Genomic DNA, 26,344 nt, shown 5'->3' on the forward strand with positions numbered 1-26,344 from the left:
CTGTCTCTGGTCAGTTTGCTGGATACGATAAACCGGCTTCAGAGCCAATCATGAACCGCCGTGGTACGGAACCGTATGCCCGGTGGTGTGAGAGGACGGGGGAGGCAACTCCCCCTCCTACTCGATTCCGCGCGATTCGTACCTTCCCCTCCGCCCGTTACCGCTCAAAAGTCGCGACTCGCCCGGTTTTCAGGTGCGTTCGAAGGCGATCAGGTGGTCCGCCGCCACGCGCACCGGGACCTGCTCGCCCAGGCGGAAATCCAGGTGACTGCGAAACAGGGCCTCGAACTCCGTCTCGGCGGATAGCCGGAAGCGGTACAGCGTCGAGGTGCCGGCAAACGTTTTCTCAACCACCCTGGGCCTGAGTGGAGAATCGGCGTCATAGACGATGTCGTCCGGCCGGATGAGCACGTCGACCAGCGTCCCCGGAGGCCAGGTATACGCCCGGTTGCCCTGGATGACGCCCAGTTCGGACTCGATGCTGTCCGGCCCCAGGGCCCTGCCCTTGACGAATCCACCCTGGCCGACAAAGCTGGCCACGAATCGGTTGGCCGGTTCGTGATAAAGATTGTAGGGCACGTCCCATTGCTGGATCCGCCCCTCTTTGAGCACCGCCACCTGATCGCACATGGCGAAGGCTTCCTGCTGGTCGTGGGTGACCAGGATGGCGCTGATGCCCAGGGTTTTCAGGATGTCCCGCACATCGAGGCTGAGGCGCCGTCGCAGGTCGGCATCCAGGTTGGAGAAAGGCTCATCCAGCAGGATCAGCGTTGGTTCCGGTGCCAGCGCCCGGGCCAGGGCGACCCGCTGCTGCTGGCCGCCCGACAGGGCGTAGGGGTGTTCATCGGCAAGATCCTGCAGGTGGACCAGGTCCAGCAGTTCCCGGACTTTCTGCTGACGCTCCGCGCGATCCAGCCCTCTCAGGCCGAAGGCGATGTTTTCGGCAACGGTGAGGTGCGGGAACAGGGCGTAGTCCTGGAAGACCATGCCGATGCGACGCTTCTCCGGCGGTACGGCTTTTCCCGGAAGGCTGATGACCTGCCCGGCCAGGTTAATGCGCCCCTCCCGCAGGGGGAGGAAGCCGGCGATGGCACGCAGGATGGTACTCTTGCCGCAGCCGCTCGGTCCCAGAAGGCAGCCAATATCACCCTGGCTCAGCGACAGGTTGATCTGGCTGACGACGTTATGGCTTCCATAGCCGCACGCCAGGTCCTCCACGTCAAGGAGCCAGTGATCCTCTGGCTGCACTGTCGCAATCGCGCTCAATTCAGGCCCCCAGGATCAGGAACTCGAGCAGCGCCTTCTGCGCATGCAGGCGGTTTTCAGCTTCGTCCCAGACGATGGCGGCGGGGTGGTCGAGCATGTCTTCAGAGACTTCCTCGCCCCGGTGGGCGGGCAGGCAGTGCATGAAGACGGCATCGCGATCGGTCCGCTCCATCAGCGAAGGGCTGACCTGGTAAGGTGCAAACGCCCGGGCGCGGGCCGCCTGTTCCTCTTCCTGGCCCATGGACGCCCAGACGTCGGTTACGACCAGGTGGGCATCGTGTACGGCTTCTTCCGGCTCGCGCACGAGGCTGACCCGATCGGCATTCTCGGCCATAAGCGCACTGTCGGGGTCGTAACCCTCGGGACAGGCGATGTTCAGGTGGAAGTCAAACTGGCGTGCCGCGTTGATGTAGGACGAGCACATGTTATTGCCGTCGCCGATCCAGGCCACGGTCGCTCCCCGGATACTGCCGCGATGCTCACGGTAAGCCTGCATGTCGGCCAGCAACTGACACGGGTGATAGTCGTCCGTCAGGGCGTTGATGACCGGTTTGGCCGAGACGCCGGCGAAACGCTCGATTTTGTCGTGCTCGAAGGTCCGGATCATGACGGCATCCGACATGCTGGAAATGACCCGGGCCGTATCCTCGATCGGCTCGCCCCGACCCAGTTGGGTATCGCGCGGGGACAGGAACAGCGCGGATCCGCCGAGCTGTGCCATGCCGGCCTCGAAGGAAACCCGGGTGCGGGTGGAGGACTTCTCGAAGATCATCGCCAGGACGCGGTTCTTCAGGGAATCGCGCACCTCACCGGTCTGCCAGCTCCTCTTGAGGGCAATGGCATTGTCGATGAGCTGATCCAGTTCAGCGGGGGATAGATCCAACAGGGTCAGGAAATGTCTAACAGCCATGGGTGTCGTCCATACTTGGGAGAAATCAGGGGGTTTTCGGGGTCAGCGGCTGGTGGTCGTCGCCGGCGTACAGTCGCAGGATGCGGATAACCTGATCGATCATCATGTCGGCTTCCTGGTCGGAAAGCGTCAGCGGCGGCAGCAGGCGAATGACGCGCTCGGCGGTGACGTTGAGCAGTAACCCCTGGGTTTTGGCCAGCGGTACCAGCTCGGCACACGGTGATGCCAGTTCTATACCGATCATCAGTCCCAGGCCGCGAATGTCGCGCACGTATTCGGCGCCCTCGAAAGCGCTTCCCAGCCGCGTGCGCATACGTTCGGACAGTGAGCGGGCCCTGGCCAGGAGGTTGTCCTGTTCCAGGGTCTCGATTACCGCGGTCGCGGCGGTGCAGGCCAGCGGATTGCCACCGAAGGTGGAACCGTGGTGCCCGGGCTGGAAGGTGCGGGCGGCTTCGCCGCGCGCGAGGCAGGCGCCGATGGGGAAACCGTTGCCCAGGCCCTTGGCCAGCGTGACCACATCCGGCGTGACGCCGTAGGTCTGGTACGCGAAATGCTGGCCCGTCCGCCCGTTCCCGGTCTGGATTTCGTCCAGCATCATCAGCCAGCCGTAATGGTCGCAGACTTCGCGGATGCCCTGCAGCCAGGCCGGATCCGCCACGTTGACCCCGCCTTCGCCCTGGACGGGTTCCGCCAGCACGGCCACCACGTTCGGGTTGGATCGGGCAATCGCGGCGATGGCGTCCAGGTCATTGAACGGTGCCCGGATGAATCCGCTGACCAGCGGCTCAAAGCCGGCCTGCACCCTGCGGTTTCCGGTGGCCGTCAGGGTGGCCAGCGTGCGCCCGTGGAACGAGCGGTGCATGACAATAATAGCGGGTGAGTGAACGCCCCGGTTGTGCCCGTAAAGGCGAGCCAGCTTGAGGGCGCACTCGTTGGCTTCGGCCCCGGAGTTGGCGAAAAACACACCGTCCATGCCGGAGATGTCACACAGCTTGCCGGCGAGCGTCCGCTGGGCGGTATTGTGGAACAGGTTGGAGCAGTGGACCAGGCGGGCCGCCTGGTCCTGGATGGCCCGGGTGACCGCGGGATGGGCATGGCCCAGTCCGGTCACGGCGATACCGCAGAAGGTGTCCAGGTACCGGTTACCATCCACATCGTAGAGCCACGGGCCCCGGCCATGATCGAAGACGATCGGCAGTCGCCCGTAGGTATTGAGCAGCGGCTGATCCGCCATAGCCTCTCCCCTCACAGGGTGTTCTGGATAATGGCCCGCTGACACAGGATGAACCGGGTAACCGCTGAATCCGTCTGCACCCATGCCGGGCAACGTTTCAGGGGATCCCTTTGCCGAGAGAAATAGCAATAACCGGCGAGCGGCTGGTCCGCGCCGGTAAGCTGAGCGTTCGGGAACTGTGATCAGAGAGCCTGCTACAAAGCAGGCAAGACATAGTAGCGGTAAATGCGGATGTTGACAATGCAGGACTGCGGCCCGGTTCGGTGGTCGAGGGGATGCGTACCAATGGCTGCATGGCCAGGGTTTATGCAGCCGTGTACAATGACGCTATTCCAATAAACGGTGATTCCCGGCGCCTGCCGGCAAGACCACGAGGTAGCATCTGATTATGGATATTAACGAAACCATCAAGAGCCAACTTCAGGACAACCCGATCATCCTGTACATGAAAGGCTCTCCGCAGCAGCCGCAGTGTGGCTTTTCCGCGCGTACCGTTCAGGCCCTGATGGCTTGTGGCGAGCGGTTTGCCTACGTGAATATCCTGGATAATCAGGAGCTGCGTGAAGCGCTGAAGGTCTATTCCAACTGGCCGACCTATCCGCAGCTCTACATCAACGGAGAGCTGGTAGGCGGCTGTGACATCGTCCTGGAGATGTCCGAAACCGGCGAACTGGCGGAAATGGTCAAGGCGGCGGCCGCCCACCAGGCCGATGCCGAAGGCTGATCAGGGATTGCGCGGGCTAAAGCGTAGTTCCACCTGAAACCGAAAGCCCCGTTCCCGGGCCGATTCCGGCGGTTCGGGATAGGGGCTGGCCGCCAGGGCACTCTGTACGGCGGCACTGTCCAGCTCCCGCTTACCGGAACTCTCAATCGTATCGACCTGCCTGAGTGTCCCGTTATCCATCAGGTGCAGTTCCAGCCGCACGGTGCGCACCCGTTTGAGTTCATGAATGGATCGAACCGGCCGGTGGTCCAACTCCTCGCTGATATGCTGCCAGAGCAGGGCCACGTATGGATCCTGTTCCGACGGTTGCCGGGGAATCTGGGTCGTCCTATCGTCCGGTGTGACCGGCTCCGGAATCTCCCTGGAAGTGCTGGCTCCGCCGTTCCTGCTGGCCACGGAATTCGGGCTGGGTGTGCTGGGCTGGCTGAGATTCGCCTGTGTGCTTGTCGGTGATGGCGATCTTGCGGTTGGTTCCTGATGGGTTGCCGTCGCCGGTTTGGTCCTGGTCTCGGCGCGTGGCTGATCGTCCCGCCGGGTGACGACGGGCTCCAGGGTCTCCCGGAACGACTCCGGTGGGTTACCGGGCGAGGACGTCGATTCCGACGCTGCCGAGGCGCTGGGGTTGCTGGTCTGGCTCGGGGTGTCGCCGGGATCGAGTAGCGTGAAGTGCAGGGTGGCCGGAGGTGGATCGGGTTGCTTGCGCAGCCAGTGCACCACGACGGCCAGGATCAGGGTATGGAGCAGGAGAGCCAGTGACAGCGTCAGGGCCAGTCGGACAGACACCGGCTGGGCATTGGGTTGACTGCGCAACGGCATGGCGCTCCTGCATCCGAGAACAACGGCAGGGACACTATCCTATCCCGTATTGCGCCGCAAGCTACCGACGACCGCATCGAGAGCCCGATCAATCAACGCACCCTGTTCGAGTACGGTCAGCCGTCCGCGACGCATTTCATGGGCCAGATCGATACGGGTCTTCTCGATCACTTTCAGCCCCATCCGGTTGACGAAAACGAAGCAGTCGGCCTCTTCGATGATGGCGGACAGCTTGCAGCGGAACCGGGCACCATTGACCAGGTTGAATTCCACCCAATGGCCGATGTCGATAGCATCGATCTTGCTGATGTATTCGGCGGTTGCGGCGTCCTCAATTTCCTGCTGGCGCTGGATGGCCGTCGGCTCGTCGTCGGCGTCCGTCTCCGGCATGTTGGTCGGGGGCGTCGGCCGGAGATCGCGGGCACCGCCCTCCTGGGCTTCGGCCAGGGCATGGGCCCGGAAGGCCTCGGTAAGCTCATGCTTGAGGTCCCGCATCATGGTGTCGAGGCCGGCGGAATTGTAGGACACCTCCTCAAGTCCTGCGCGCAGGGACTTGAGCAGCCCGGGGACGACGCGTACCCACTGGTCCCGCTCCTCGTCTTCCAGATGCGGGTGTAGGCACCAGATCAGATCGTCCACCACCCGCACCGACTGGTTCCAGCGGTGTTCCACGTCATCGCGAAGGTAGGCGAGGAACATGACGCGGCTCCAGCCGTTCGTCAGGATGTTGTGGATGGTGTCGGGCACGTGATGTTTGTTGAGTCGCTCCTGGAGCAGGGCATCCACGGTTTCCTGGGCCTTCTGGGACTTGATGCGGCCGCGTTCGGATTCCCGGGTGCGCTGTTCAACAAGGGTGGCCTTGCGATTTTCCTTGGCCAGGAACTGGTCGAACTCTTCGTTCAGTTGTTCGAACAGGCTGATATCTCCATCGAATTCGTTAAGGATGCGCAGCACGATGTTGTGAATCTGCTCATAGAGCTTGTCCCGTACCTTTTCGTCACTCTCGCTCCAGCCGATGCCGGCGCGGGCCAGGGAGTTGAGCAGCTTGCGTGCCGGGTGTGTGGCCCGGCTGAAAAAGCTCTTGTCCTTGATGACCACCTTGAGGATCGGGATCTGCAGGCGACTGATGAGCACCTGGATCGGAGCGGACAGGTTGTAGTCGTCCAGGATGAATTCAAACAGCATGGAGACGAGATTGATAAGATCTTCGTCGTTCTCGTTGAGGGCAGCGGGCTTGCCGTCGCTGGTCTTCTGCTGCTGGAGCAGGTTTTCAATGACAGACCGAAGGTCGACAACGACCGGTTCGCCACGGCTGAGATTGTCGGTGGCCTGGGTATCCACCGTCTGCGGCAACTGGGCCAGCACCTGGTAGAGTTCGGCACCGCCCACGACGTGGACGTTCGGGTTGGCGGAACGAGGCTGGCCGCCGTAGCTGCGCTGTTGGGCCAGCAGCTCGCGGATCTGTTCGAAGATGGCGTCGCCCCGGTCCGCGCCTTCCTCCGTCGGCCCGGTTGCATACGATGCCGGTGTTTTCTCGGCAACGCCGTCCGACGGTTTCCGGGTCGTCTCCCCGGTCTTGCCGTGATAGCGGAAGTTGGGGATGACGCCGGCCTGGATCAGGATCCGGTTGGCCTCGTCCAGCAGCATGCCCAGGTTCGAGACCACATAACGGTCGAACTGCTTGAGAACGATCAGGCGCTCACGAATCTGGATTTCCAGTGCCTGGGCCGCTTCGACGAAGGCGCTGCACAGATGTTCGGGGGCCAGTGGGTTGACCGGGTCTGCGTCGCTGGCATTGGGGTAGACCGAGCTGAAGCGGGTCTGGAGCTGGAGCAGGGGGCCCTGGAAATAGGCGCGTGCCTTGGAAATCATGGCGTTCAGCGCAACCTGCTCCTCGAGCTCGTCGTTATGGACCAGCGACAGGGTGTCAGCCGTCGTGGCACTGTGATCCGTCACTTCCGGCGATGTTGTTCGCGGTGGTGTGACGAACAGCTGCCCAACGGCGGACTGGAAGTGTTTCTCGACGCCTTTGCGCTTGATGCGGATTTCCCGCATCGCTTCGAAATAGCGGTTTTGCTCGTTGTTGCTGCGTGCGTTGTTGGCCAGCTCGAAGAGGGAATCGTCGACGGCATCGAAGGCGCCTTGCAACAGGTCGCCCAGCCCGGCCACGACGGTGTCCCGGATCTTGCTGATTTCCTTGGGCAAGCCAGCAGTGCTCCCCGGGCCTTTGTGCTCGTGGAGATAATGTATGCCGGACTGCTTGTTCATGGCCAACTCCTTGCTACGCCTCAACCGGATACATGACCGAGCGGAACTTTCCTTATCGTTATAAGATCTCTGGCACCGGATACTGATACGGTATAATTCGGAATCGCTATCACTTCATGCACGTTTTTCGAGAATAAACGCAATCCCGCTCAAAGTGTATGTACGCGCCGAGACATTAACAAAATATAACATCACAACGCGAAATAGACCGCCCGCAAAAAGCGGCAGTCCGGGCCATTGTATGTGCCTTCAGTCGCTCATATCCGGTCCGCGTCCTTGCCCGAGTGTGGTGCCCGGGGGTTGTCAGTCCATCCGGGCACACCTTGGCTCCAGTGTCCAAGTGCGGAAGAGAACGGTCAAGCGGTCGTTTAAATTTTAATCGTTCAAGAGCGGCTGCCGTTATGCCGTTGTGAGCTAATTGGCCGGGCTGTCAGGCGCGTTGTTTCTGACGGCGTCGGGGTGGGTGAACGGTGGCTGCCTTGACCACATTATCCTTGATCTGCAGAACCTCGATACGTATTCCCTTGACGGTCAGGCAGACGTTGTTTTCAGGGATGGTTTCCAGGGTCTCGGTGATCAGGCCGTTCAGCGTCTTGGGGCCGTCCGTCGGGAGTTTCCAGCCCAGCGTCTTGTTGATGGTCCGGATGTGGGCGGAGCCGTCGATGATATAGGTGCCGTCGTCCTGGGGGATCAGGTCCGGGCTGGTGGCCGCGTAATCGGTGGTGAAGTCGCCCACGATTTCCTCGAGGATGTCCTCCAGGGTGGCGATCCCCAGGACATCGCCGTACTCATCGACCACCACCCCGATGCGTCGCTTGGCCTTCTGGAAGTTGATCAGTTGCACGTGCAGCGGGGTGCTCTCCGGGATGAAGTAGGGCTCGCGGCACAACTGCATCAGCATGGCCTTGTTGATGTCCTCCTGCATCAGCAGCCTGGACACGTTGCGCAGATGCAGCATGCCCTGGATGTTGTTGATGTCCCCCTTGAACACCGGCAGGCGGGTGTGCTGGCTGCTGCGCATCTGGCGCAGGATGGTTTCCAGGTCATCGTCCAGGTCGATCCCCACCACTTCGTTGCGGGGCACCATGATGTCGTTCACGGTGACCTTCTCCAGGTCCAGGATGCTGACCAGCATATCCTTGTGCTTGCGCGGGATCAGGGCGCCGGCCTCATTCACCAGCGTGCGCAATTCCTCGCGGCTCAGGTGATCGCTGGAGGCGTCCTCGGCGGAGATGCGAAGCAGTCGGAGGATCAGCCCGGTGAACAGGTTTACCAGCCAGACGAACGGATAGAGGATTTTCAACAGTGGCCGGAGTATATAGCTTGCCGGGAAGGCAATGCGTTCCGGGAACAGGGCCGCCAGGGTCTTGGGCGTGACCTCGGCGAAAACCAGGATGACCACGGTAAGCAGCAGGGTGGCAATGGCAATTCCGGCGTCGCCCCAGACTCGGATGGCGATCACCGTGGCAATCGACGACGCAAAGATGTTGACGAAGTTGTTGCCGATCAGGATAACGCCGATCAGGTGATCCGTTCTCTGGAGCAGCTTGTTGGCGAGCTTGGCGCCCCGGTGTCCGGTCTTGGCCAGGTGTTTCAACCGGTAGCGGTTGAGTGTCATCATGCCGGTTTCCGAGCTGGAGAAAAATGCGGACATGACGATGAGGGCGGCGAGGAGGATGAACAGCGCCGAAAGCGGTGCCTCGTTCAAGCAGGGTGATCCTTTTATTGCTGACGATAGGAAGGGTGAAAATAGGAGGTTGCGGCGCGGAGTGTCAAGCGTTGCGACCCCTGGTTGCGCAGGGTGCGGCGATTAGCCCCGGTGGAAGATGAATTCCAGCGCGAATTTGCTGCCGTAGTAGCTGATCATCAGCAGGGCGCAGCCGGCCAGCGTCCATCGGCTGGCCGTCTGGCCGCGCCAGCCCTGGGTGTAGTGACCGATCAACAGGCCCGTGAAGACAAACCAGGACATGATCGAGAACAGGCTCTTGTGGGCCAGGTTCTGGTCGAACATGTTGTGGATAAAGAGCGCACCGGTAATGATTGCCAGCGTCAGCACGATCACGCCCGCCCAGAGCAGCTCAAACAGCAGCGACTCCATCGTCAGCAGTGGGGGCAGGTTGCGGATCAGCAGGCTGTTGTAGTTTCTCTTGAGCTGGCGGTTCTGCAGGTTGACCAGAAAAGCCTGGATGGCTGCCAGGGTAAACAGGCTATAGGCGGTGATCGCCAGCGCGATGTGCGCCAGCATGCCCCAGTTGCTCTGCGATACGTAGTGTGGCGGGGAGTGGAACAGCAGCATGAAGACCACCGTCAGCGCGGCCAGCGGGTAGGCGGCCAGGAACAGGATCTGCATCGGTTTGCGGCTGTTGAGGATCAGCAGGAGCAGCACCACAAACCAGGATATCAGGAGCGACGCGGGGAAAAGTCCCATATTAATGGTGCTGGTTTCCGGGATGCGATCCCAGATCAGGGCGCCGTGACTGATCAGGGCCAGCACGCCGATCAGCGATGTCAGGCCACGGTTGGGTTTGATCCTGCCGCGGAAGACGAGGGTCTGCATGGCAGTGCCCACGCTATAGAGGAAAAGAGTCGTAACCGCGAGGATGAGGGTGCCCATGGCGTGTTCTGGTTAGTCCGTTTATCGTTGGCTGGTTCGTCTGAGAGCGACAGTCTGGTTATAATGTGCCGATTGTGCAACTGGAATCAATCTTTGACGGCCCGCAACATGCTGTAAACCGGGCCTGTTTCGTATTCATGCGCTATTCACAGAGAATGCCGAGTCACCATGTTTGAGAATCTTACCGATCGCCTGTCAGGAAGTCTGCGCAAAATCCAGGGCAAGGCAAAGCTGACAGATGACAATATAAAGGAGACGCTGCGCGAAGTGCGCAAGGCGTTGCTGGAAGCGGACGTCGCCCTGCCGGTGGTGAAGGACTTCATCGCCGACGTGCGGCGCCGCGCCGTGGGTACCGAGGTGAAGCGGAGCCTGACACCGGGGCAGGTCTTCATCAAGGTGGTTCAGGACGAACTGGTCCGGGTCATGGGCTCGGCCAACGAAGACCTCAACCTCGCGACGCAGCCCCCGGCCGTGGTCATGATGGCCGGCCTGCAGGGTGCCGGTAAAACCACCACCGTGGCCAAGCTGGCGCGCCATCTCCAGGAGCGCCGCAAGAAGTCGGTGATGGTGGTCAGTGCCGATATCTATCGCCCGGCGGCCATCCGGCAACTGGAAACCCTGGCCGGCGACGTGGGGGCGGAGTTCTTCCCCAGCTCCACCGACCAGGATCCGGTGGCCATCGCCGAGGGCGCGATCGATGCGGCCCGCAAGAAGCACATCGATGTGGTGATTCTGGATACGGCCGGTCGCTTGCATATCGACGAGCAGATGATGGGCGAGATCGGTCGCCTGCAGAAGGCGGTCAAGCCGATTGAAACCCTGTTCGTGGTCGATGCCATGACCGGTCAGGACGCGGCCAATACGGCCAAGGCGTTCAACGACGCGCTCGAGTTGACCGGCGTGGTGCTGACCAAGACCGATGGCGATGCCCGTGGCGGTGCTGCGCTGTCGGTGCGCCACATCACCGGCAAACCGGTGAAGTTCCTCGGGGTGGGTGAGAAGACCGAGGCGCTGGAGTCGTTTCATCCGGATCGTGTGGCTTCCCGCATTCTGGGGATGGGCGACGTCCTGTCGCTGATCGAGGAAGCCGAACGCAAGATCGACAAGGAGAAGGCGGACAAGCTCACCCGCAAGATCAAGAAGGGCAAGAGCTTCGATCTGGAAGACTTCCGCGATCAGCTGCAACAGATGAAGAGCATGGGGGGCGTTGGTGGCCTGCTCGACAAGCTGCCGGGCATGGGCAATATGGCCCAGATGGCGCAGCAGCAGGTCAACGACAAGAGCATGGGGCAACTGGAAGCCATTATCTGCTCCATGACGCCGAAAGAGCGGCGTCACCCGGATGTCATCAACAACTCCCGCAAGCGCCGTATCGCCACAGGTTCGGGAACCCAGATCCAGGACGTCAACCGACTGCTCAAACAGCACAAGCAGATGTCCAAGATGATGAAGAAGCTGGGCAAGAAAGGCGGCATGGCAAACATGATGCGTGGCATGCAGGGCATGATGCCGCCGGGTGGCGGTGGGGGCGGGATGCCGCCCTTCGGTCGCTGATGCCGTATCGCTGACGGGCCGGATCGCGCCTCCGTGAAAACCACGACCCGGTCCGGCGATAAAAGCAGCGTTTAGCTGTTTTCATTGGTCGGGAATTAGCATAGAATAGCGCCCCTTTCGAGTATGGGTCTTCGCGCCACGGGCTCTATACGCCCGGCGCGAACAGGACAACGTTCGTATCAACAGAACAGGATATTGGTCGAAATGGTAACTATCCGTTTGGCTCGTGGTGGCTCCAAGAAGCGCCCGTTCTACCATCTGACAGTCACTGACAGCCGCAACGCCCGTAACGGCCGTTTCATTGAGCGTGTCGGTTTCTTTAACCCGATTGCCCGCGGCGGCGAAGAGCGTCTGCGCGTTGATCAGGAGCGCGTTCAGCACTGGGTCAGCCAGGGCGCTCAGGCCAGTGATCGCGTTGCCAAGCTTCTGAAGGAAGCGGCAGCACAGTAATCCGCTGGCTTACGTTATACGAACCGGGGCGCATGTATGGCAGAACAATCGCAGGAAACTGTGATCGGCCGCATCACCTCGGTTTTCGGGGTTAAGGGATGGGTGAAAGTCTATTCCTACACCGCCCCCATGGAAGGCATTCTCGAGTATCGCAACTGGCATGTCCGTCAGGGCGGTAAGCGGATTCGCCTCGAAGTGTCTGAAGGAAAGCGCCATGGGCCCGGCATTGTTGTCCGGCTCAAGGGTGTAGATGATCGGGATGTCGCCCGCTCGTACTGTGGCCTCGACATCACTGTGCCGACAGAGGACCTGCCTGAGCTTCCGGCGGGTGAATACTATTGGCGCCAGTTGGAAGGCTTGCGGGTCGAGACGCCCGGTGGTGCATGCCTGGGTGTTGTCAAGAATCTGATGGAAACGGGCGCCAACGATGTCATCGTGGTGCGACCGACGGCGGATTCGATGGACAACCGGGAACGGCTGATTCCGTATCTGCCCGATCAGGTGATCCTGCGGATCGATCTGGACGCCGGTGTGATGGTTGCCGATTGGGATCCGGAGTTCTGATCGGTGTGGATTGGCGCTGTCAGCCTGTTTCCTGGCATGTTCGACGCGGTGCTGGAATACGGCGTCACCGGTCGCGCGGTCCGTGATGGGCTGCTGACGGTGGAGCGTTGGAATCCCCGGGATTTCACGCACGACCGGCACCGAACGGTCGACGATCGCCCCTATGGCGGCGGCCCGGGCATGTTGATGAAGATTCAACCCTTGCGGGACGCTATCCATGCCGCCAAGGCTGCGGCAGGCGGCGACGCAACAGTGGTTTACTTGTCACCCCAGGGTGAGCCGCTCAGCCAGACACTGGTTGAGGAACTTGCCGGCGCCGAGCGACTGGTCCTCGTGGCTGGGCGTTACGAAGGGGTGGATGAGCGGCTGATCTCCGCGGAGGTCGATCGCGAAGTGTCCCTGGGGGATTTTGTCCTGTCCGGGGGGGAGCTGGCTGCAATGGCCGTGATTGATGCGGTAACCCGCTTCATTCCGGGCGCACTGGGCCATGCGCAGTCGGCAGAGCAGGACTCGTTTGCCGATGGATTGTTGGACTGTCCGCATTACACCCGCCCCGAAGTTTATGAAGGGCAGCGGGTACCGGAGGTCCTACTTGGCGGGCATCACGAGCAGATCCGGCGCTGGCGGCTGAAGCAGTCGCTGAAGCGGACCTGGGAGAGGCGCCCCGATTTGCTGGAAAGGCGGCAGCTTTCCGATGAAGAGAGAGAGCTGCTGGAGCAGGCTTTGAACGAACCGGGTGCCTCTGGGTCATCAGGGCATTGATAGATTGGGTATTCAGGAGTTAACGATGAGCGGCAAGAACAACATCATCAGTCAGATTGAAACGGAACAGATGACCCGGGAAATCCCGGAGTTTGGTCCGGGTGACACCGTCGTGGTTCAGGTCCGCGTGACCGAGGGTAACCGTGAGCGTCTGCAGGCTTTCGAAGGGGTGGTTATCGGCAAGCGCAACCGCGGCCTTAACTCATCTTTCACCGTGCGGAAGGTTTCATACGGCGTCGGTGTCGAGCGTACGTTCCAGACGTTCAGTAAGCTGATCGACAGCATCTCCGTGAAGCGTCGCGGCGATGTGCGTCAGGCCAAGCTGTACTACCTGCGTGAGCTGTCCGGCAAGGCGGCCCGTATCAAGGAAAAGCTCAACTAAGAGTCACGGCCATTGCAGCGTGACTTATGCGAGCAGCAAGGGGGCAGCCTTACGGGGCTGCCTTTTTGCGTTTGCGGGTAGTGGTCCATGACGACGTGTCGTGAAGACGATCTCGCCCTGATGCGGCGGTTCAATGACGCTCTCTGGCTGGAGTTTGGGCTGGGGGAGCGGACACGGGAGGCATACTGCGGCGATCTGGCCCGCCTGTCGGCGTGGCTGGAGAAGCAGCCCGGCCATCCGCCGCTGAAAGACGCAAGCCGTATCAACCTGCTGGCCTGGATTTCCGAGGGAATGGCGGCCGGAACCCGGGCGTCGACGGCCGCCCGTCGTCTTTCCGGATTGCGGCGGTTCTACCGGTTTCTCCTGCGTGAGGGGGTGATCGGCGAGGATCCCACCCTGCGTATCGACAGTCCCAATCAGCCAAAGCGTTTACCCGACACCCTGTCGGAGCAGGACGTCGAGCAACTGCTGGCTGAACCGGACCCGTCGGTGGCCATCGAGCTGCGGGACCGGGCCATGCTGGAGATTCTGTACGGCTGTGGCCTGCGGGTCTCCGAGCTGGTCAACCTGACTGTCGATCAGGTCAACCTGCGCCAGGGCGTAGTCCGGATTACCGGTAAAGGGGATAAGGAGCGACTGGTGCCGATGGGCGAAGAAGCCCTCGACTGGCTGTCCCGCTACATGCGCGAGGCGCGCGGTGAGCTGCTGCGCCAGCGACCGGCCGATGCGCTGTTCCCGGGCAACCGGGCCCAGGCCATGACCCGCCAGACCTTCTGGCATCGGATCAAGCTGTACGCCAGCCGGGCCGGTATCCGCAAGAAGCTCTCGCCCCACACCCTGCGCCATGCCTTCGCAACCCATCTCCTGAATCACGGCGCCGACCTGCGCGTGGTCCAGATGCTGTTGGGCCATGCCGACCTGTCGACCACCCAGATCTATACCCACGTAGCGCGGCAGCGCCTGCAGGAGTTGCATGGCGAGCATCACCCCCGCGGCTGATCCGGGCGACCGGACTGGTGCGGCGAACTTTCAGCAGGTATTGTTGTCCACAATCCCGATGTACCAACGATATTCAAGAGGCTTCATGAGACAGAATTTCCCGGGCCGGTTGCTGGCCACCTGTTTGGCCGTGCTGACCAGCCTGGCCGCCGTATCCATCGCCGAGGCGGCCGGCAAGACCGGTTCCGCCGATGTGGAATCCGCAATCACCCAGCGCCTGGAGTCGGCCATCCCGGGGTTGCAGGTGCAGCAGGTGGCGCCGTCGGATATCGATGGTTTCTATGCGGTCTCGACGAATAATCCCGACATGATCTATTCGACGGCGGACGGCCAGTATTTCTTTGTCGGTGATCTGTATCGCGTCAGCGATCAGGGCGATCTCGACAATGTGACGGAGAAGGCCCGGGCCAAGACACGCGCCGAGCGCATCGCCAAGGTGGATCCGGCTGACATGATTACCTTCTCGCCCAAGGGCAAGTCCAAGGCGGACATCTACGTGTTCACCGACATCGACTGCCCCTACTGCCGCAAGCTGCACAAGGAGGTCCCGCGGCTCAACGAGCTGGGGATCGCCGTGCACTACCTGGCGTATCCGCGCACCGGCCCGAACACACCTTCCTTCCGCAAGTACGTCTCCGTCTGGTGTTCGGACGACCCCAAGGAGGCGATGGACAATGCCAAGGCGGGCAACGCCGTACCATCGAAGACCTGCGACAATCCGGTGCTGGAACAGTACCGCCTGGGCGGCGAGGTCGGCGTGACCGGGACACCGGCCATCGTTCTCGAAGACGGTCGCATGGTGCGTGGTTATGTGCCGTCCGACCAGCTTGCCAAAGGACTGGGCATCCTCTGAATCCGGCCTGATTCCCGACAGATCACAGGATAAGGCCGCGAGCGTTTTTTTCGGGCGCCAATCGGTATAAACTTGCCGCGCTGGGGCTGCGTTTGTGTCGCGGCCTCCCGTGACATTCATCTGGATCAGGGGTACAGGCTTGAAAGAGGTCAGAGTCGGAATCTGCGGACTGGGAACCGTCGGTGGCGGTACATACAATGTGCTGACGCGCAATGCGGAGCTGATTGCCGGTCGGGCGGGGAGTCCGATCCGAATTAGTCGCGTGGCGTCCCGCAGGCGCCGCGACGATATTGACCTTGGCGATATCCCTTTCAGCAACGACATCTTCGAAGTGACCAGGGCCGATGATGTCGACATCGTCGTGGAACTGATTGGCGGTTACGACGTGGCCCGGGAACTGGTGCTCGCCGCCATCGAGAATGGCAAGCACGTCGTCACCGCCAACAAGGCCCTGATTGCCGTCCACGGCAACGAGATTTTCGAGGCGGCTGCCAAGCAGGGCGTGATCGTCGCCTACGAGGCGGGTGTTGCCGGCGGTATTCCGGTCATCAAGGCAATACGTGAGGGCATGGCCGGCAACCGCATCGACTGGATCGCGGGCATCATCAACGGTACGGGTAACTATATCCTGACCGAAATGCGTGCCGGGCGTGCGTTCGACGAGGTTCTGAAGGAGGCCCAGGCCAAGGGCTATGCGGAAGCCGATCCGACGTTCGACGTGGAAGGCATCGACGCGGCCCACAAGCTCACCATCCTGGCCTCGGCCGGTTTCGGGGTGCCGCTACAGTTTGAGCGCGCCTACACCGAAGGCATATCCCGCATCACGCCCTACGACATCGCCCATGCCGAACTGTTGGGCTACCGCATCAAGCACCTGGGGATCGCCCGGCGCCGTGAAAACGGCATCGAGTTGCGGGTCCATCCCACTCTGGTACCGCAGAGTCACCTGATTGCCCAGGTCGACGGCGTGCTCAATGCCGTGCTGGTGGACGGCGACGCCGTTGGTCAGACCATGTACTACGGCCCGGGCGCCGGGGATGAGGCCACCGCTTCAGCGGTTATCGCCGACATCGTCGATGTGGCCCGCAGCGTGGCGGCCGAAAGCCGGCAGCGCGTGCCCTACCTGGGCTTCGAGCCGGACGCCCTGGAAAACCTCGAAGTGCTGCCGATGGAGGATATCCAGTCCGCCTATTACCTGCGGATCCAGGCGCTTGACCGCCCGGGTGTGCTGGCCAAGGTTGCTTCCATCCTGAGCGAGCATGGCATCAACATCGAGTCGATCATGCAGAAGGAATCCGAGCTGGAAGACGGCAAGATTCCGGTCATCATCCTCACCCACACGGTGCAGGAGCGGCAGATCAATCGCGCCATCGAGGACCTGGAGGCGTTGTCCGATATCCAGGAAAAAGTGGTGCGTATCCGGGCTGAAAACTTCAACTGAGACAGCGCGGCTGTCCATCGGTAATTCGGGTGGCGGAACAGGCACCGCCACCCCTGACAGGATTTGATCGTGAGATATATCAGTACGCGCGGTAGCGCACCTTCCCTGGGTTTTGAAGACGTTCTCCTGACCGGCCTGGCGACCGACGGTGGGCTCTACGTCCCCGAGTCCCTGCCGAAGTTCAGCCTGGAGGAAATCCGCAGTTGGCGGGGGCTGTCCTACAGCGAGCTGGCCTTCCGGGTGATGTATCCCTTCGTCGAGGATGCGATTCCGGCGGATGACTTCCGCGCCATGCTCGATGACACCTACAGCCAGTTTACCCACAAGGCGGTCGCGCCGCTGGTGCAGCTGGACAGTAACGAATGGGTGATGGAACTGTTCCGCGGTCCGACGCTGGCGTTCAAGGATTTCGCCCTGCAGTTGCTGGGCCGTCTGCTCGACTATGTGCTGGAGAAGCGCAAGCAGCACGTGGTGATCATGGGCGCCACGTCCGGCGATACCGGTTCTGCGGCGATCGAAGGCTGCCGTCGTTGCGAGCACGTGGATATCTTCATCCTGCACCCGCACCAGCGTGTCTCCGAGGTACAGCGCCGCCAGATGACCACGGTGACGGGGGATAACATCCACAACATCGCCGTGAAGGGGAACTTCGACGACTGCCAGCGCATGGTCAAGGCCAGCTTCGGCGACCAGTCGTTCCTGAAGGGCAAGACCCAACTGGTGGCGGTCAACTCCATCAACTGGGCGCGGATCATGGCCCAGATCGTCTACTACTTCCAGGCCTCACTCGCACTGGGCGGCCCGGATCGGAGCATGGCGTTCTCGGTGCCCACCGGTAACTTCGGCGATATCTTTGCCGGTTACCTGGCGCGGGAAATGGGGCTGCCTGTCAGCCAGTTGGTGATCGCCACCAACCGCAATGACATCCTGCACCGGTTCATGAGCGGGAATCGCTACGAGCAGCAGAAGCTGGAACACACGCTGTCGCCGAGTATGGATATCATGGTGTCCAGCAACTTCGAGCGTTTGCTGTTCGACCTGCACGGGCGTGACGGCGATGCCGTACGTGACCTGCTCGAGCGGGCCCAGCAGGGGCCGGTCAGCATCGAAGACTATCGCTGGAAGAACGCGCGCAAGCTGTTCGACAGTGCTGCTGTGGATGATGCCGGAACCTGCGACACCATCCGTGAGGTCTTCGAGGCCAACGAGTACCTGCTCGATCCGCACACCGCAATCGGTGTGAAGGCCGCACGCGCATGCCGTCGCGATCCGGCGGTGCCGATGATCACCCTCGGTACGGCACACCCCGCCAAGTTCCCGGATGCCGTCAAGCAGTCCGGTGTCGGTGTGGAGCCGGCATTGCCGCACCACCTGGCCGATCTGTTTGAACGGGAAGAGCGGTATACGGTGCTGGACGATGACCTCGATGCTGTGCAGGGTTTCATCGGGTCTCACTGGAAACACGCCTGATCGTCGAGCGGCCCCTGATGGGGCCGCATTGCATTCATAAGTCTGAAACCAACACTATGACGCCACGCAAAATCGTCCGGCGTTCCCTGCCGGACCAGCCTTCAGACTGGGGCCAGGCCCTACCTCCCTTGCTCAAGCGGCTCTACCTGGCTCGAGGGGTTCGATCCGAGGCCGAGCTCAACTATACGCTGCGGGAGCTGGCGTCACCGTTTGACCTGCGAGGCATCGGGCGGGCCGTTACCCTGATTGCTGATGCCATCCGCCAGCACCAGCGCATCCTGATTCTCGGCGATTTCGATGCCGATGGCGCCACCAGCACGGCGGTGGCGATGCTCGGGTTGCAGATGATGGGCGCCACCTCCCTGGATTTCCGGGTGCCCAGCCGCTTCTCCGATGGCTACGGACTGACGCCGGGCATCATTGAACGCCTGGAGGAAGAGGGGGCGCTGCCGGATCTGCTGATTACCGTCGACAACGGCATTGCGGCGGTGGACGGTGTGGTCGCAGCCGTGCGCCGTGGCATTCGTGTGGTCGTCACCGATCACCACCTGCCAGGCGAAGCGTTGCCGGATGCGGATGCCATCGTCAATCCCAACCAGAAGGGTTGTCCGTTCCTGAGCAAGAATGCGGCGGGCGTCGGTGTGATGTTCTATGTGCTGACGGCGTTACGGCGGCATCTGGCGGAACAGGGCATGTTCGAGGGCAAGGGACCGAACCTGGGCTGCCTGCTGGATCTGGTGGCGCTGGGCACCGTCGCCGACGTGGTGCCCCTGGACCACAACAACCGCATCTTCGTGGAGCAGGGTTTGCGCCGCATCCGTCAGGGTGAAGCGCGGCCCGGCATCCTGGCCCTGCTGGAAGTGGCCGGTCGGGATCATACGCAGATCAGCGCTACCGACCTCGGCTTTGTGGTGGGACCGCGCCTCAATGCCGCCGGCCGGCTGGATGACATGAGCCTGGGGATCGCCTGCCTGCTGGCGGATTCCCGGGAGGAAGCGCGTCGCCTGGCGACGGAGCTTGACCAGATGAATCGGGAGCGCCGGAACATCGAGACCGGCATGAAAGAGCAGGCGCAGGAGCTGTTGGCGTCGCTGTCCCTGGACATCGAAGGTTTGCCCTGGGGGCTGGCGCTGTACGATCCGGACTGGCACCAGGGGGTGATCGGTATCCTGGCCGCGCGGATCCGGGAGCAGACCCATCGCCCGGTCATTGCCTTTGCTCCCGATGACGGCGGTGAGCTGCTGAAGGGCTCGGCTCGTTCCATTCCGGGTTTGCATATCCGCGACGTGCTGGCCGCGGTGGACGCCCGCCACCCGGGACTGCTGAAGAAGTTCGGCGGCCATGCCATGGCGGCGGGTATGTCGATCGGCACGGACCGCTTGGAGACCTTTTCAGCAGCCTTCGATCAGGTGGTCCGTGAAACCATTACCGCCGACGCCCTGGAAGCGTCGATCACCACCGATGGCCCGCTGGCACCGCACGAGCTGACGCTGGAAACCGCCTACACCCTCAAGCGCTCCGGGCCCTGGGGGCAGCATTTCCCGGAGCCCGCTTTCGATGGCGAGTTCGAAGTCATCAATCAGCGCATCGTCGGTGAGAAGCATCTCAAGATGGTACTGCGACCCCAGGGGGGCGGCGCCGTGATCGATGGGATTGCGTTTAACACCGGAGCCGAAGTCCCGGATTTCACCCGCACCGGCGCCCGGATCGTCTACAAGCCGGATGCCAACACGTTCCGCGGACGCACCCAGTTGCAGCTGCTGGTGGACTACATCGAGCCGGCTGATTTCGGGACGGAAGTCCGGTAAAATGCCCGGCCTGCCGGCATCGACGGCTGCGTGTCCGATTTATTCTTTTCGTCAAATGGATGCTACATGGAAATCAATCCGATACTGAACACCATCAAGGATCTCCGGGAGCGCACTGAAGCGCTTAGGGGGTATCTTTGACTACGATCAGCGTAGTGAACGACTGGTCGAAGTAGAGCGCGAGCTGGAGGATCCCAGCGTCTGGGAAGACCCGGAGCGCGCCCAGGGTCTGGGCAAGGAGAGGGCCAACCTGGAACTGATCGTAAAGACTATTGATCGCCTGACCGGTGGTCTGTCCGACGCCGAGGATTTGATCGAGATGGCGGCGGAAGAAGAGGACGAACAGGCCGCCGACGATATCCGGGCCGAGCTGGACGATCTGGACAAGGATCTGGAAAAGCTCGAGTTCCGCCGCATGTTCTCCGGCGAGATGGACGAGAATAACGCTTACCTGGATATCCAGGCCGGCTCCGGCGGCACCGAAGCCCAGGACTGGGCCAATATGCTGCTGCGTATGTTCCTGCGCTGGGCGGAACGCCGTGGCTTCAAGGCCGACATCGTCGAGCTGCAGGAAGGGGAAGTGGCCGGTATCAAGAGTGCCACCATCCATATCCAGGGCGAGTACGCCTATGGCTGGCTGCGGACCGAAACCGGCGTGCACCGTCTGGTGCGCAAGTCGCCGTTCGATTCCGGTAACCGGCGTCACACGTCGTTCTCGTCCGTCTTCGTGTCGCCGGAAGTGGACGACAGCTTCGAGATCGAGATCAATCCGTCGGACCTGCGTGTTGACGTTTACCGGGCTTCCGGCGCCGGCGGTCAGCACGTCAACCGGACGGAATCGGCGGTGCGTCTGACCCACCTGCCAACCAACACGGTGGTGGCCTGCCAGGCCGGACGCTCCCAGCACCAGAACAAGGACCAGGCCATGAAGCAGCTCAAGGCCAAGCTGTTCGAACTGGAAATGCAGAAGCGCAACGCCGAAAAGCAGAAGCAGGAAGACGCCAAGTCCGACATCGGCTGGGGCAGCCAGATCCGCTCCTACGTCCTCGATGACAGCCGGGTCAAGGACCTGCGTACCAAGGTGGAAACCAGCAACACCCAGGCCGTGCTGGATGGTGATATCGACAAGTTCATCGAAGCCAGCCTGAAGATGGCCCTTTAATCTGCAAACCAACCGCGGGCCCGGTGCATCAAGCCGCCGGGCCTGAACACGTTAGCGAGAGATCATGACAGACCAGACCCCCAACGCCGTAACGCATGACGAGAACAGGCTCATTGCCGAGCGTCGTGCCAAGCTGGCCGAATTGCGTGAGCAGGGCAACGCCTTCCCCAACGATTTTCGCCGTGACAGCACGGCGGCCGAGCTGCAGAAGGCCTACGGCGATAAGTCAAAAGCGGAATTGGAAAAGCTGAGCGTTACTGTATCTGTTGCCGGTCGCATGATGCTCGATAGAAAGTTCTTCAAAGAGTTGGAAGATTATACGGGCCGCATCCAAGTGTATGCGCTGAAGGAAGTGCAGAAGGCGACCAAGCATTGGGATAGAGGTGACGTAATTGGTGTCCGAGGCAAGTTGTGCAAGTCTGACAAGGGCGACCTGTACGTGATGATGGATGAGTACAAGCTGCTCACCAAGTCGCTGCGACCGCTGCCTGAGAAGCACAAGGGCCTGACCGACACCGAAATGCGCTATCGCCAGCGTTACGTCGACCTGATGGTGAACGAGGATTCACGCCGGGTATTCGAAGTGCGCTCGAAGATCATCAACAGCATCCGCAGCTACTTCGCCGAACGCGACTTCATCGAGGTGGAAACACCGATGCTGCAGGCGATTCCCGGCGGTGCCACCGCGCGTCCGTTCATCACCCATCACAATGCGCTGGGCATGGACATGTACCTGCGTATCGCACCGGAGCTGTACCTAAAGCGCTTGGTGGTGGGCGGTTTCGAGCGGGTGTTCGAGATCAACCGCAACTTCCGCAACGAAGGGCTGTCCACCCGGCATAACCCGGAATTCACCATGCTGGAGTTCTACCAGGCGTACGCGGACTACAACGACCTGATGGATCACACCGAAGCCATGTTGCGTGAGGCGACCGAGAAAGTCCTGAAGTCGACGACCGTCACCAACACGCGCCTTCTGGCCGGTGGCGAAACCGAAACCGTGGAATACGATTTTGGCAAGCCCTTCGAGCGCCTGACCGTGTTCGATTCCATCCTGCGCTTCAATCCGGACATCACGGCCGAAGATCTGGCGGATGCCGACGCGGCCCGTCGTATTGCGTCCGATATGGGGATTCCGCTGAAGGAAGGCTGGGGGCTGGGTAAGGTCCAGATTGAGATTTTCGAGAAGACCGTCGAGCATCGCCTGATGCAGCCAACGTTCATCACCGAGTACCCGACGGAAGTGTCGCCGCTGGCCCGTCGCAAGGATGCCAACCCGTTTGTCACCGAGCGTTTCGAGTTCTTCGTCGGTGGTCGCGAAATCGCCAACGGCTTCTCGGAGTTGAACGACGCCGAGGACCAGGCCGAGCGTTTCCGCGAGCAGGTGGCGGAGAAAGAGGCCGGCGACGACGAAGCCATGTTCTACGACGAGGATTACGTGGCTGCGTTGGAATACGGCCTGCCGCCGACGGCCGGGGAGGGCATCGGGATCGACCGGCTGACCATGCTGCTGACCGACTCGCCGTCCATCCGGGACGTGATCCTGTTCCCGGCGATGCGTCCGGAAAAGGCCTGAGACCATGAACCCGGCGGCCGAAGCCCTGCGACAGCAGCTCAAGCCCGACCGCGGCTGGCTCGAACGTCTTGGTGACGAGTTCGAGCAGCCGTACATGCAGACGCTGGCTGACTTCCTGGCCCGGGAGGAGCAGGCGGGCAAGACGCTGTTCCCGGCCCGGCAGCACTGTTTCAACGCGCTGAACTCGACGCCTTTCGACAAGGTGTCGGTGGTCATTCTCGGGCAGGATCCCTATCACGGTCCGGGGCAGGCCCATGGTCTGTGCTTCAGTGTGCGACCGGGCGTCAGAACGCCGCCGTCACTGGTCAATATCTTCAAGGAAATCCAGGCGGAGCTGGGCATCGATCCGCCGGATCATGGCTGTTTGCAGCCCTGGGCCGATCAGGGGGTGCTGTTGCTCAACGCGGTGTTGACCGTTGTGCAGGGCCAGGCCGGCGCGCACCAGGGGCAGGGCTGGGAGCACTTTACCGACCGCGTGATCGAGCACATCAACGCCGAGCGTGAGGGCGTGGTGTTCCTGCTTTGGGGCAGCTATGCCCAGAAGAAGGGGCGGATCATCGATCGGAACCGGCATCTCGTTTTGCAGGGGCCGCATCCGTCTCCGCTGAGCGCGCACCGCGGCTTCTTCGGTTGTGGTCATTTCCGCCAGACCAACGACTGGCTGGTGGAAAAGGGGCGGCCACCCATCGACTGGGGCTTGCCCAATCAGGAAGAGCTGATCGCGCGATACAAAAAAGGCCGGTGAATTACCGGCCTTTTTTGCGTTTGGCGTCTGTGCCGACTTACTGAAGCAGCGCCATCGCCGCTTCCATCTCGGCATTCAGGTCTTCTTCCTGGCTCATGTCGATGTTCGGATCCAGGCCCAGACGTTCGAACGCGGGGATGGTGTTCCAGTCCAGCTCCGTGAACGGATGCTCGGTGCCGGCGACCAGCTGCAGGTTGGCGATCATCACCAGATCGGCGTAATCGGCCTTGGAGACGACGCGCTTGAAGTCCGTGAAATCGGCCGGGACGGACTGGAGCTCCGCCGGGAAATCCCATTTCTTGAGAATCCGCTGACCAATATCGGCGTGCAGTTCTTCGATGACCTTGTCCAGCATGATACTGCTGATCTGCACCTCGTTGTCTTCCACGTAGCGCAGGATGGGCAGCACACCAATCAGGTGGACCAGGCCGGCGAGCGTCGCCTGGTCCGGCTTGAGACGCGTGTAATGCTGGGCCAGCACATGGCAGATACCGGCCACCTCGGTACTGGTCTGCCAGGTGGCGCGCAGGCGTTTGTCGATCATGTCGGAAGTGGCCTGGAACATCTGCTCCATGGCCAGACCCATGGCCAGGTTGCTGGTGTAGGCCATGCCCAGGCGACTGACCGCCATGGTCAGGTTCTCGATCTGCCGGGAGCCCCGGAACAGTGGGCTGTTGCAGACGCGGATCAGGCGGGCGGAGAGGGCGGTATCGTTACTGATGACCTTCACCAGATCCTGTATGGAAGAGTCCTCTGACTCTGCAATTTCCCGTACCTGCAGGGCCACTTCGGGCAGGGTGGGCAGCACCAGTTTGTCGTTCTCGATCGCAGCGGTCAGATCGTCTCTAAGGGTTTCCGAAATCGTCGCCATAGTTGAGATGTTCCATCCATCAGTGACTGGCATAAAAGCAGGGCGCAACGCCGTTGTTGACCAGTTATAGCAAATAAATCCGGCCCGGGCCGTCACAAAACGTATCTGCAAGGGCGACGCAACGAGTGGCACGGGCTTTCATCGTCCAGCCTGCGGGCTTTCGCGCTGTTCGCCCGGGGATCAGCTCTGTTCCTGTTCCGGTACCGGGTAGGGAAGCGGCTGGCGCGCCAGGGTGCCGTCAACCCCTTCGAGCGTCCAGGGCTGGCTGGTCAGGGCGGCATGCTTGAGCACGGCCAGGGCCTCCTGGTGTCCGTCATCGAAGGCCACCACGTTGACCAGCTCACCCACCGCCTTGTCGCCGGCGATCACGGGCGTACCGGGTGAGAGCGGCTGGTCCGAGTCTATCGACAGGCGGAACAGGCTTTTCTTGAGCTGCCCCAGATAGTGCATGCGAGCAATCACTTCCTGGCCGGTATAGCAGCCTTTCTTGAAGTGGATGCCGTCGACGTGCTGGAGGTTCAGCATTTGGGGGACGTAGGCTTCGCTGCTGGTGCTGTCCAGTTCGGCCAGGCCGGCACTGATCTCCGCCGCCGCCCAGTCGGCGGTTGTAGCTTCAGGGGCGTCCGGCAGGCGATCGCCGCTGAGGCGCCAGAACTCGAAACGGGGCACGCCCTCTGCCGTATCGGGGACACGGATCAGCTTGCCGTCGTCCAGGGTCAGCACATCGCCGGCGCCGTCGAGGGAGGTCGCCTCCGGTGACAGGCTGCAGGCGGTCTCAAGCCCCCACAGACCGAAGATCCGGGATTCATCCTGCGGCGTCATGTCGGTGCCCCGGAACAGCATGAGGAATTTGTTCAACTGGCTTGTGGCACTGTCTTTAATTGCCGTCGGCAGGCGTAGCAGGATACTGTCCTGATCGCCGACCAGCAGCAGGATCGCATAGGCCCGGCCCTTGGGGTTACAGGCGGCGGCACGGCGCGCCCGGGTGTCGGTCACTTCGTCCAGGTGCTGGGTCAACTGGCCATGAAGGAATTTGCGGGGATCCTTGCCCCCCACCCGATAGAGCTGCACGTTATCCAGGGTGGCAAACGCGTGGCTCGGGCGCTGGGCGGAAGCAACGTGGGGCGCTGTAGTATCGGACATGGGCGACTCCTGTCAGACCGGTTGATTCAATGAGGATGATGGGCTGCCGGAAAATCGAAGCCAGACCCGCAGGCGCCGAAAGGCATCCGGGTCGACGTTCGTACAGAAAGGCAGGTGCACCAGCAGGACCGTGTACTCTCCCAAGGTGGAGTCCCAGGGACGCAGTTTCAAGAGCGCAAGGCGGCTCGTCAGTCGGCTGTTGCCGGCAACGGCCACCCTGACTTCCAGGCCTGTGGCATCGCGAATCGTCAGTTGCTGACGCCGCAGCGACAAGCCCGTGACGCCCTTCGGGCCACGCAGCAGGGCGAGCCGCCGCACACTGCCCCAGCCAATCCACAGCAGCGTCAGCGAGGCGATCAACTGGCCGGCGGCCGGGGTGGCAGGCAACGCCAATACACAGCCGGTGGGGATCGCCCAGGACAGGGCCAGGATGAGCGCCAGTGGTGTGGAGCGTTGCAGCGAGAGGTCAATCCGGTTGTACACGGTCCAGGATCATATCGACGATAACCTGCAGGTCCGGGTCTTCCGGGCGCTCCCGCTGCATGAACCACTGGTAGATCTGGGTGTCCTCGCAATCGATCAGCTTCTGGTAACGCGCCTTATCCGCCGGGGGCAGGCCCGGGTAGACCTCCTCCAGGAAGGGGATCAGCAGGACGTCCAGCTCCAGCATGCCACGGCGGCTGTGCCAGTACAGGCGTTTGAATTCGACATCACGATCCATAAAAACGACCT

At 61.7% G+C, this 26,344-nt stretch carries 25 protein-coding genes; 14 read left to right on the top strand and 11 right to left on the bottom strand.

What is annotated here, in order from left to right; genetic code table 11:
* Positions 1 to 189: 189 nt before the first annotated feature.
* The 3 genes from EZI54_RS05085 to EZI54_RS05095 are packed head-to-tail and all read right to left on the bottom strand — an operon-like array spanning position 190 to position 3,410.
* On the bottom strand, positions 190 to 1,266 hold the full coding sequence (locus EZI54_RS05085; RefSeq protein WP_423226986.1) for an ABC transporter ATP-binding protein: 1,077 nt from the start codon (positions 1,264 to 1,266) through the stop codon (positions 190 to 192).
* A 1-nt stretch (position 1,267) separates the two neighbouring features.
* Complete coding sequence (gene argF / locus EZI54_RS05090) at positions 1,268 to 2,176, bottom strand: ornithine carbamoyltransferase (protein WP_131479716.1); 909 nt, start codon at positions 2,174 to 2,176, stop codon at positions 1,268 to 1,270.
* A 25-nt stretch (positions 2,177 to 2,201) separates the two neighbouring features.
* Entirely contained in the window at positions 2,202 to 3,410 is a 1,209-nt protein-coding gene (locus tag EZI54_RS05095) for an aspartate aminotransferase family protein (RefSeq protein ID WP_131479718.1), read from the bottom strand.
* Positions 3,411 to 3,798: 388 nt separating this feature from the next.
* Between EZI54_RS05095 and grxD the strand changes: the two genes are divergently transcribed.
* Entirely contained in the window at positions 3,799 to 4,134 is a 336-nt protein-coding gene (gene grxD / locus EZI54_RS05100; RefSeq protein ID WP_131479720.1) for a Grx4 family monothiol glutaredoxin, read from the top strand.
* Here the strand turns inward: grxD and EZI54_RS05105 are convergent, their stop codons facing one another.
* The 4 genes from EZI54_RS05105 to EZI54_RS05120 form a co-directional block, all read right to left on the bottom strand.
* On the bottom strand, positions 4,135 to 4,950 hold the full coding sequence (locus EZI54_RS05105; protein ID WP_131479722.1) for an energy transducer TonB family protein: 816 nt from the start codon (positions 4,948 to 4,950) through the stop codon (positions 4,135 to 4,137).
* A 39-nt stretch (positions 4,951 to 4,989) separates the two neighbouring features.
* Positions 4,990 to 7,218 carry a DUF1631 domain-containing protein gene (locus EZI54_RS05110; protein WP_131479724.1) on the bottom strand — a complete coding sequence of 743 codons (2,229 nt, stop codon included), beginning with the start codon at positions 7,216 to 7,218 and terminating at the stop codon, positions 4,990 to 4,992.
* 430 nt (positions 7,219 to 7,648) lie between these two features.
* A complete protein-coding gene (locus EZI54_RS05115; RefSeq protein ID WP_131479726.1) occupies positions 7,649 to 8,926 on the bottom strand; it encodes an HlyC/CorC family transporter in 1,278 nt (425 codons plus the stop codon).
* Between the two features lie 102 nt (positions 8,927 to 9,028).
* Positions 9,029 to 9,832 carry a cytochrome C assembly family protein gene (locus EZI54_RS05120; protein WP_131479728.1) on the bottom strand — a complete coding sequence of 268 codons (804 nt, stop codon included), beginning with the start codon at positions 9,830 to 9,832 and terminating at the stop codon, positions 9,029 to 9,031.
* 168 nt (positions 9,833 to 10,000) lie between these two features.
* Here EZI54_RS05120 and ffh point away from each other — a divergent pair, with 168 nt between their 5' ends.
* From ffh to ung, 13 genes are all read left to right on the top strand, one after another.
* A complete protein-coding gene (gene ffh / locus EZI54_RS05125) occupies positions 10,001 to 11,386 on the top strand; it encodes a signal recognition particle protein (RefSeq protein WP_131479730.1) in 1,386 nt (461 codons plus the stop codon).
* Positions 11,387 to 11,590: 204 nt separating this feature from the next.
* The gene (gene rpsP, locus EZI54_RS05130; protein WP_131479732.1) at positions 11,591 to 11,836 is read left to right on the top strand and encodes a 30S ribosomal protein S16; all 246 of its coding nucleotides are present in this window, start codon (positions 11,591 to 11,593) and stop codon (positions 11,834 to 11,836) included.
* 36 nt (positions 11,837 to 11,872) lie between these two features.
* Positions 11,873 to 12,400, top strand: coding sequence for a ribosome maturation factor RimM (gene rimM / locus EZI54_RS05135; RefSeq protein WP_131479734.1), 528 nt, complete (start codon positions 11,873 to 11,875; stop codon positions 12,398 to 12,400).
* Positions 12,401 to 12,403: 3 nt separating this feature from the next.
* Positions 12,404 to 13,162 carry a tRNA (guanosine(37)-N1)-methyltransferase TrmD gene (trmD, locus tag EZI54_RS05140; protein ID WP_131479735.1) on the top strand — a complete coding sequence of 253 codons (759 nt, stop codon included), beginning with the start codon at positions 12,404 to 12,406 and terminating at the stop codon, positions 13,160 to 13,162.
* A gap of 25 nt (positions 13,163 to 13,187) precedes the next feature.
* Positions 13,188 to 13,544, top strand: coding sequence for a 50S ribosomal protein L19 (rplS, locus tag EZI54_RS05145; protein WP_131479737.1), 357 nt, complete (start codon positions 13,188 to 13,190; stop codon positions 13,542 to 13,544).
* An 87-nt stretch (positions 13,545 to 13,631) separates the two neighbouring features.
* A complete protein-coding gene (gene xerD / locus EZI54_RS05150) occupies positions 13,632 to 14,543 on the top strand; it encodes a site-specific tyrosine recombinase XerD (RefSeq protein ID WP_131479739.1) in 912 nt (303 codons plus the stop codon).
* An 85-nt stretch (positions 14,544 to 14,628) separates the two neighbouring features.
* Positions 14,629 to 15,396, top strand: a complete 768-nt coding sequence (locus tag EZI54_RS05155; RefSeq protein WP_131479741.1) for a DsbC family protein — start codon at positions 14,629 to 14,631, stop codon at positions 15,394 to 15,396.
* A gap of 139 nt (positions 15,397 to 15,535) precedes the next feature.
* Positions 15,536 to 16,837 carry a homoserine dehydrogenase gene (locus tag EZI54_RS05160; RefSeq protein WP_131479743.1) on the top strand — a complete coding sequence of 434 codons (1,302 nt, stop codon included), beginning with the start codon at positions 15,536 to 15,538 and terminating at the stop codon, positions 16,835 to 16,837.
* A gap of 69 nt (positions 16,838 to 16,906) precedes the next feature.
* The gene (thrC, locus tag EZI54_RS05165) at positions 16,907 to 18,307 is read left to right on the top strand and encodes a threonine synthase (protein ID WP_131479745.1); all 1,401 of its coding nucleotides are present in this window, start codon (positions 16,907 to 16,909) and stop codon (positions 18,305 to 18,307) included.
* A 56-nt stretch (positions 18,308 to 18,363) separates the two neighbouring features.
* Positions 18,364 to 20,115 carry a single-stranded-DNA-specific exonuclease RecJ gene (recJ, locus tag EZI54_RS05170; protein WP_131479747.1) on the top strand — a complete coding sequence of 584 codons (1,752 nt, stop codon included), beginning with the start codon at positions 18,364 to 18,366 and terminating at the stop codon, positions 20,113 to 20,115.
* A 66-nt stretch (positions 20,116 to 20,181) separates the two neighbouring features.
* Positions 20,182 to 21,277 (top strand): peptide chain release factor 2 gene (gene prfB / locus EZI54_RS05175; protein ID WP_131479749.1). Its coding sequence is split into 2 segments (ribosomal slippage): positions 20,182 to 20,253 and positions 20,255 to 21,277, totalling 1,095 coding nucleotides; the frame shifts between segments, so codons are not numbered across the junction.
* Positions 21,278 to 21,341: 64 nt separating this feature from the next.
* Positions 21,342 to 22,853 (top strand): lysine--tRNA ligase, encoded by a 1,512-nt coding sequence (gene lysS, locus EZI54_RS05180; RefSeq protein ID WP_131479751.1) that lies wholly within the window; start codon positions 21,342 to 21,344, stop codon positions 22,851 to 22,853.
* Positions 22,854 to 22,857: 4 nt separating this feature from the next.
* A complete protein-coding gene (gene ung / locus EZI54_RS05185; RefSeq protein ID WP_131479753.1) occupies positions 22,858 to 23,598 on the top strand; it encodes a uracil-DNA glycosylase in 741 nt (246 codons plus the stop codon).
* A 37-nt stretch (positions 23,599 to 23,635) separates the two neighbouring features.
* Here ung and EZI54_RS05190 read toward each other — a convergent pair whose 3' ends face one another.
* The 4 genes from EZI54_RS05190 to EZI54_RS05205 all read right to left on the bottom strand — a co-directional run bounded on the left by EZI54_RS05190 (position 23,636) and on the right by EZI54_RS05205 (position 26,333).
* A complete protein-coding gene (locus tag EZI54_RS05190; RefSeq protein WP_131479755.1) occupies positions 23,636 to 24,469 on the bottom strand; it encodes an HDOD domain-containing protein in 834 nt (277 codons plus the stop codon).
* A 180-nt stretch (positions 24,470 to 24,649) separates the two neighbouring features.
* A complete protein-coding gene (ygfZ, locus tag EZI54_RS05195; RefSeq protein ID WP_131479757.1) occupies positions 24,650 to 25,612 on the bottom strand; it encodes a CAF17-like 4Fe-4S cluster assembly/insertion protein YgfZ in 963 nt (320 codons plus the stop codon).
* Positions 25,613 to 25,624: 12 nt separating this feature from the next.
* On the bottom strand, positions 25,625 to 26,095 hold the full coding sequence (locus tag EZI54_RS05200) for a hypothetical protein (protein WP_131479759.1): 471 nt from the start codon (positions 26,093 to 26,095) through the stop codon (positions 25,625 to 25,627).
* Positions 26,079 to 26,333, bottom strand: coding sequence for an FAD assembly factor SdhE (locus EZI54_RS05205; protein ID WP_131479761.1), 255 nt, complete (start codon positions 26,331 to 26,333; stop codon positions 26,079 to 26,081). Before EZI54_RS05205 ends, EZI54_RS05200 begins: the two co-directional genes overlap by 17 nt.
* Positions 26,334 to 26,344 lie beyond the last annotated feature (11 nt).

The organism is Marinobacter halodurans, from assembly GCF_004327985.1.
Taxonomy (GTDB): Bacteria; Pseudomonadota; Gammaproteobacteria; order Pseudomonadales; family Oleiphilaceae; genus Marinobacter_A; species Marinobacter_A halodurans.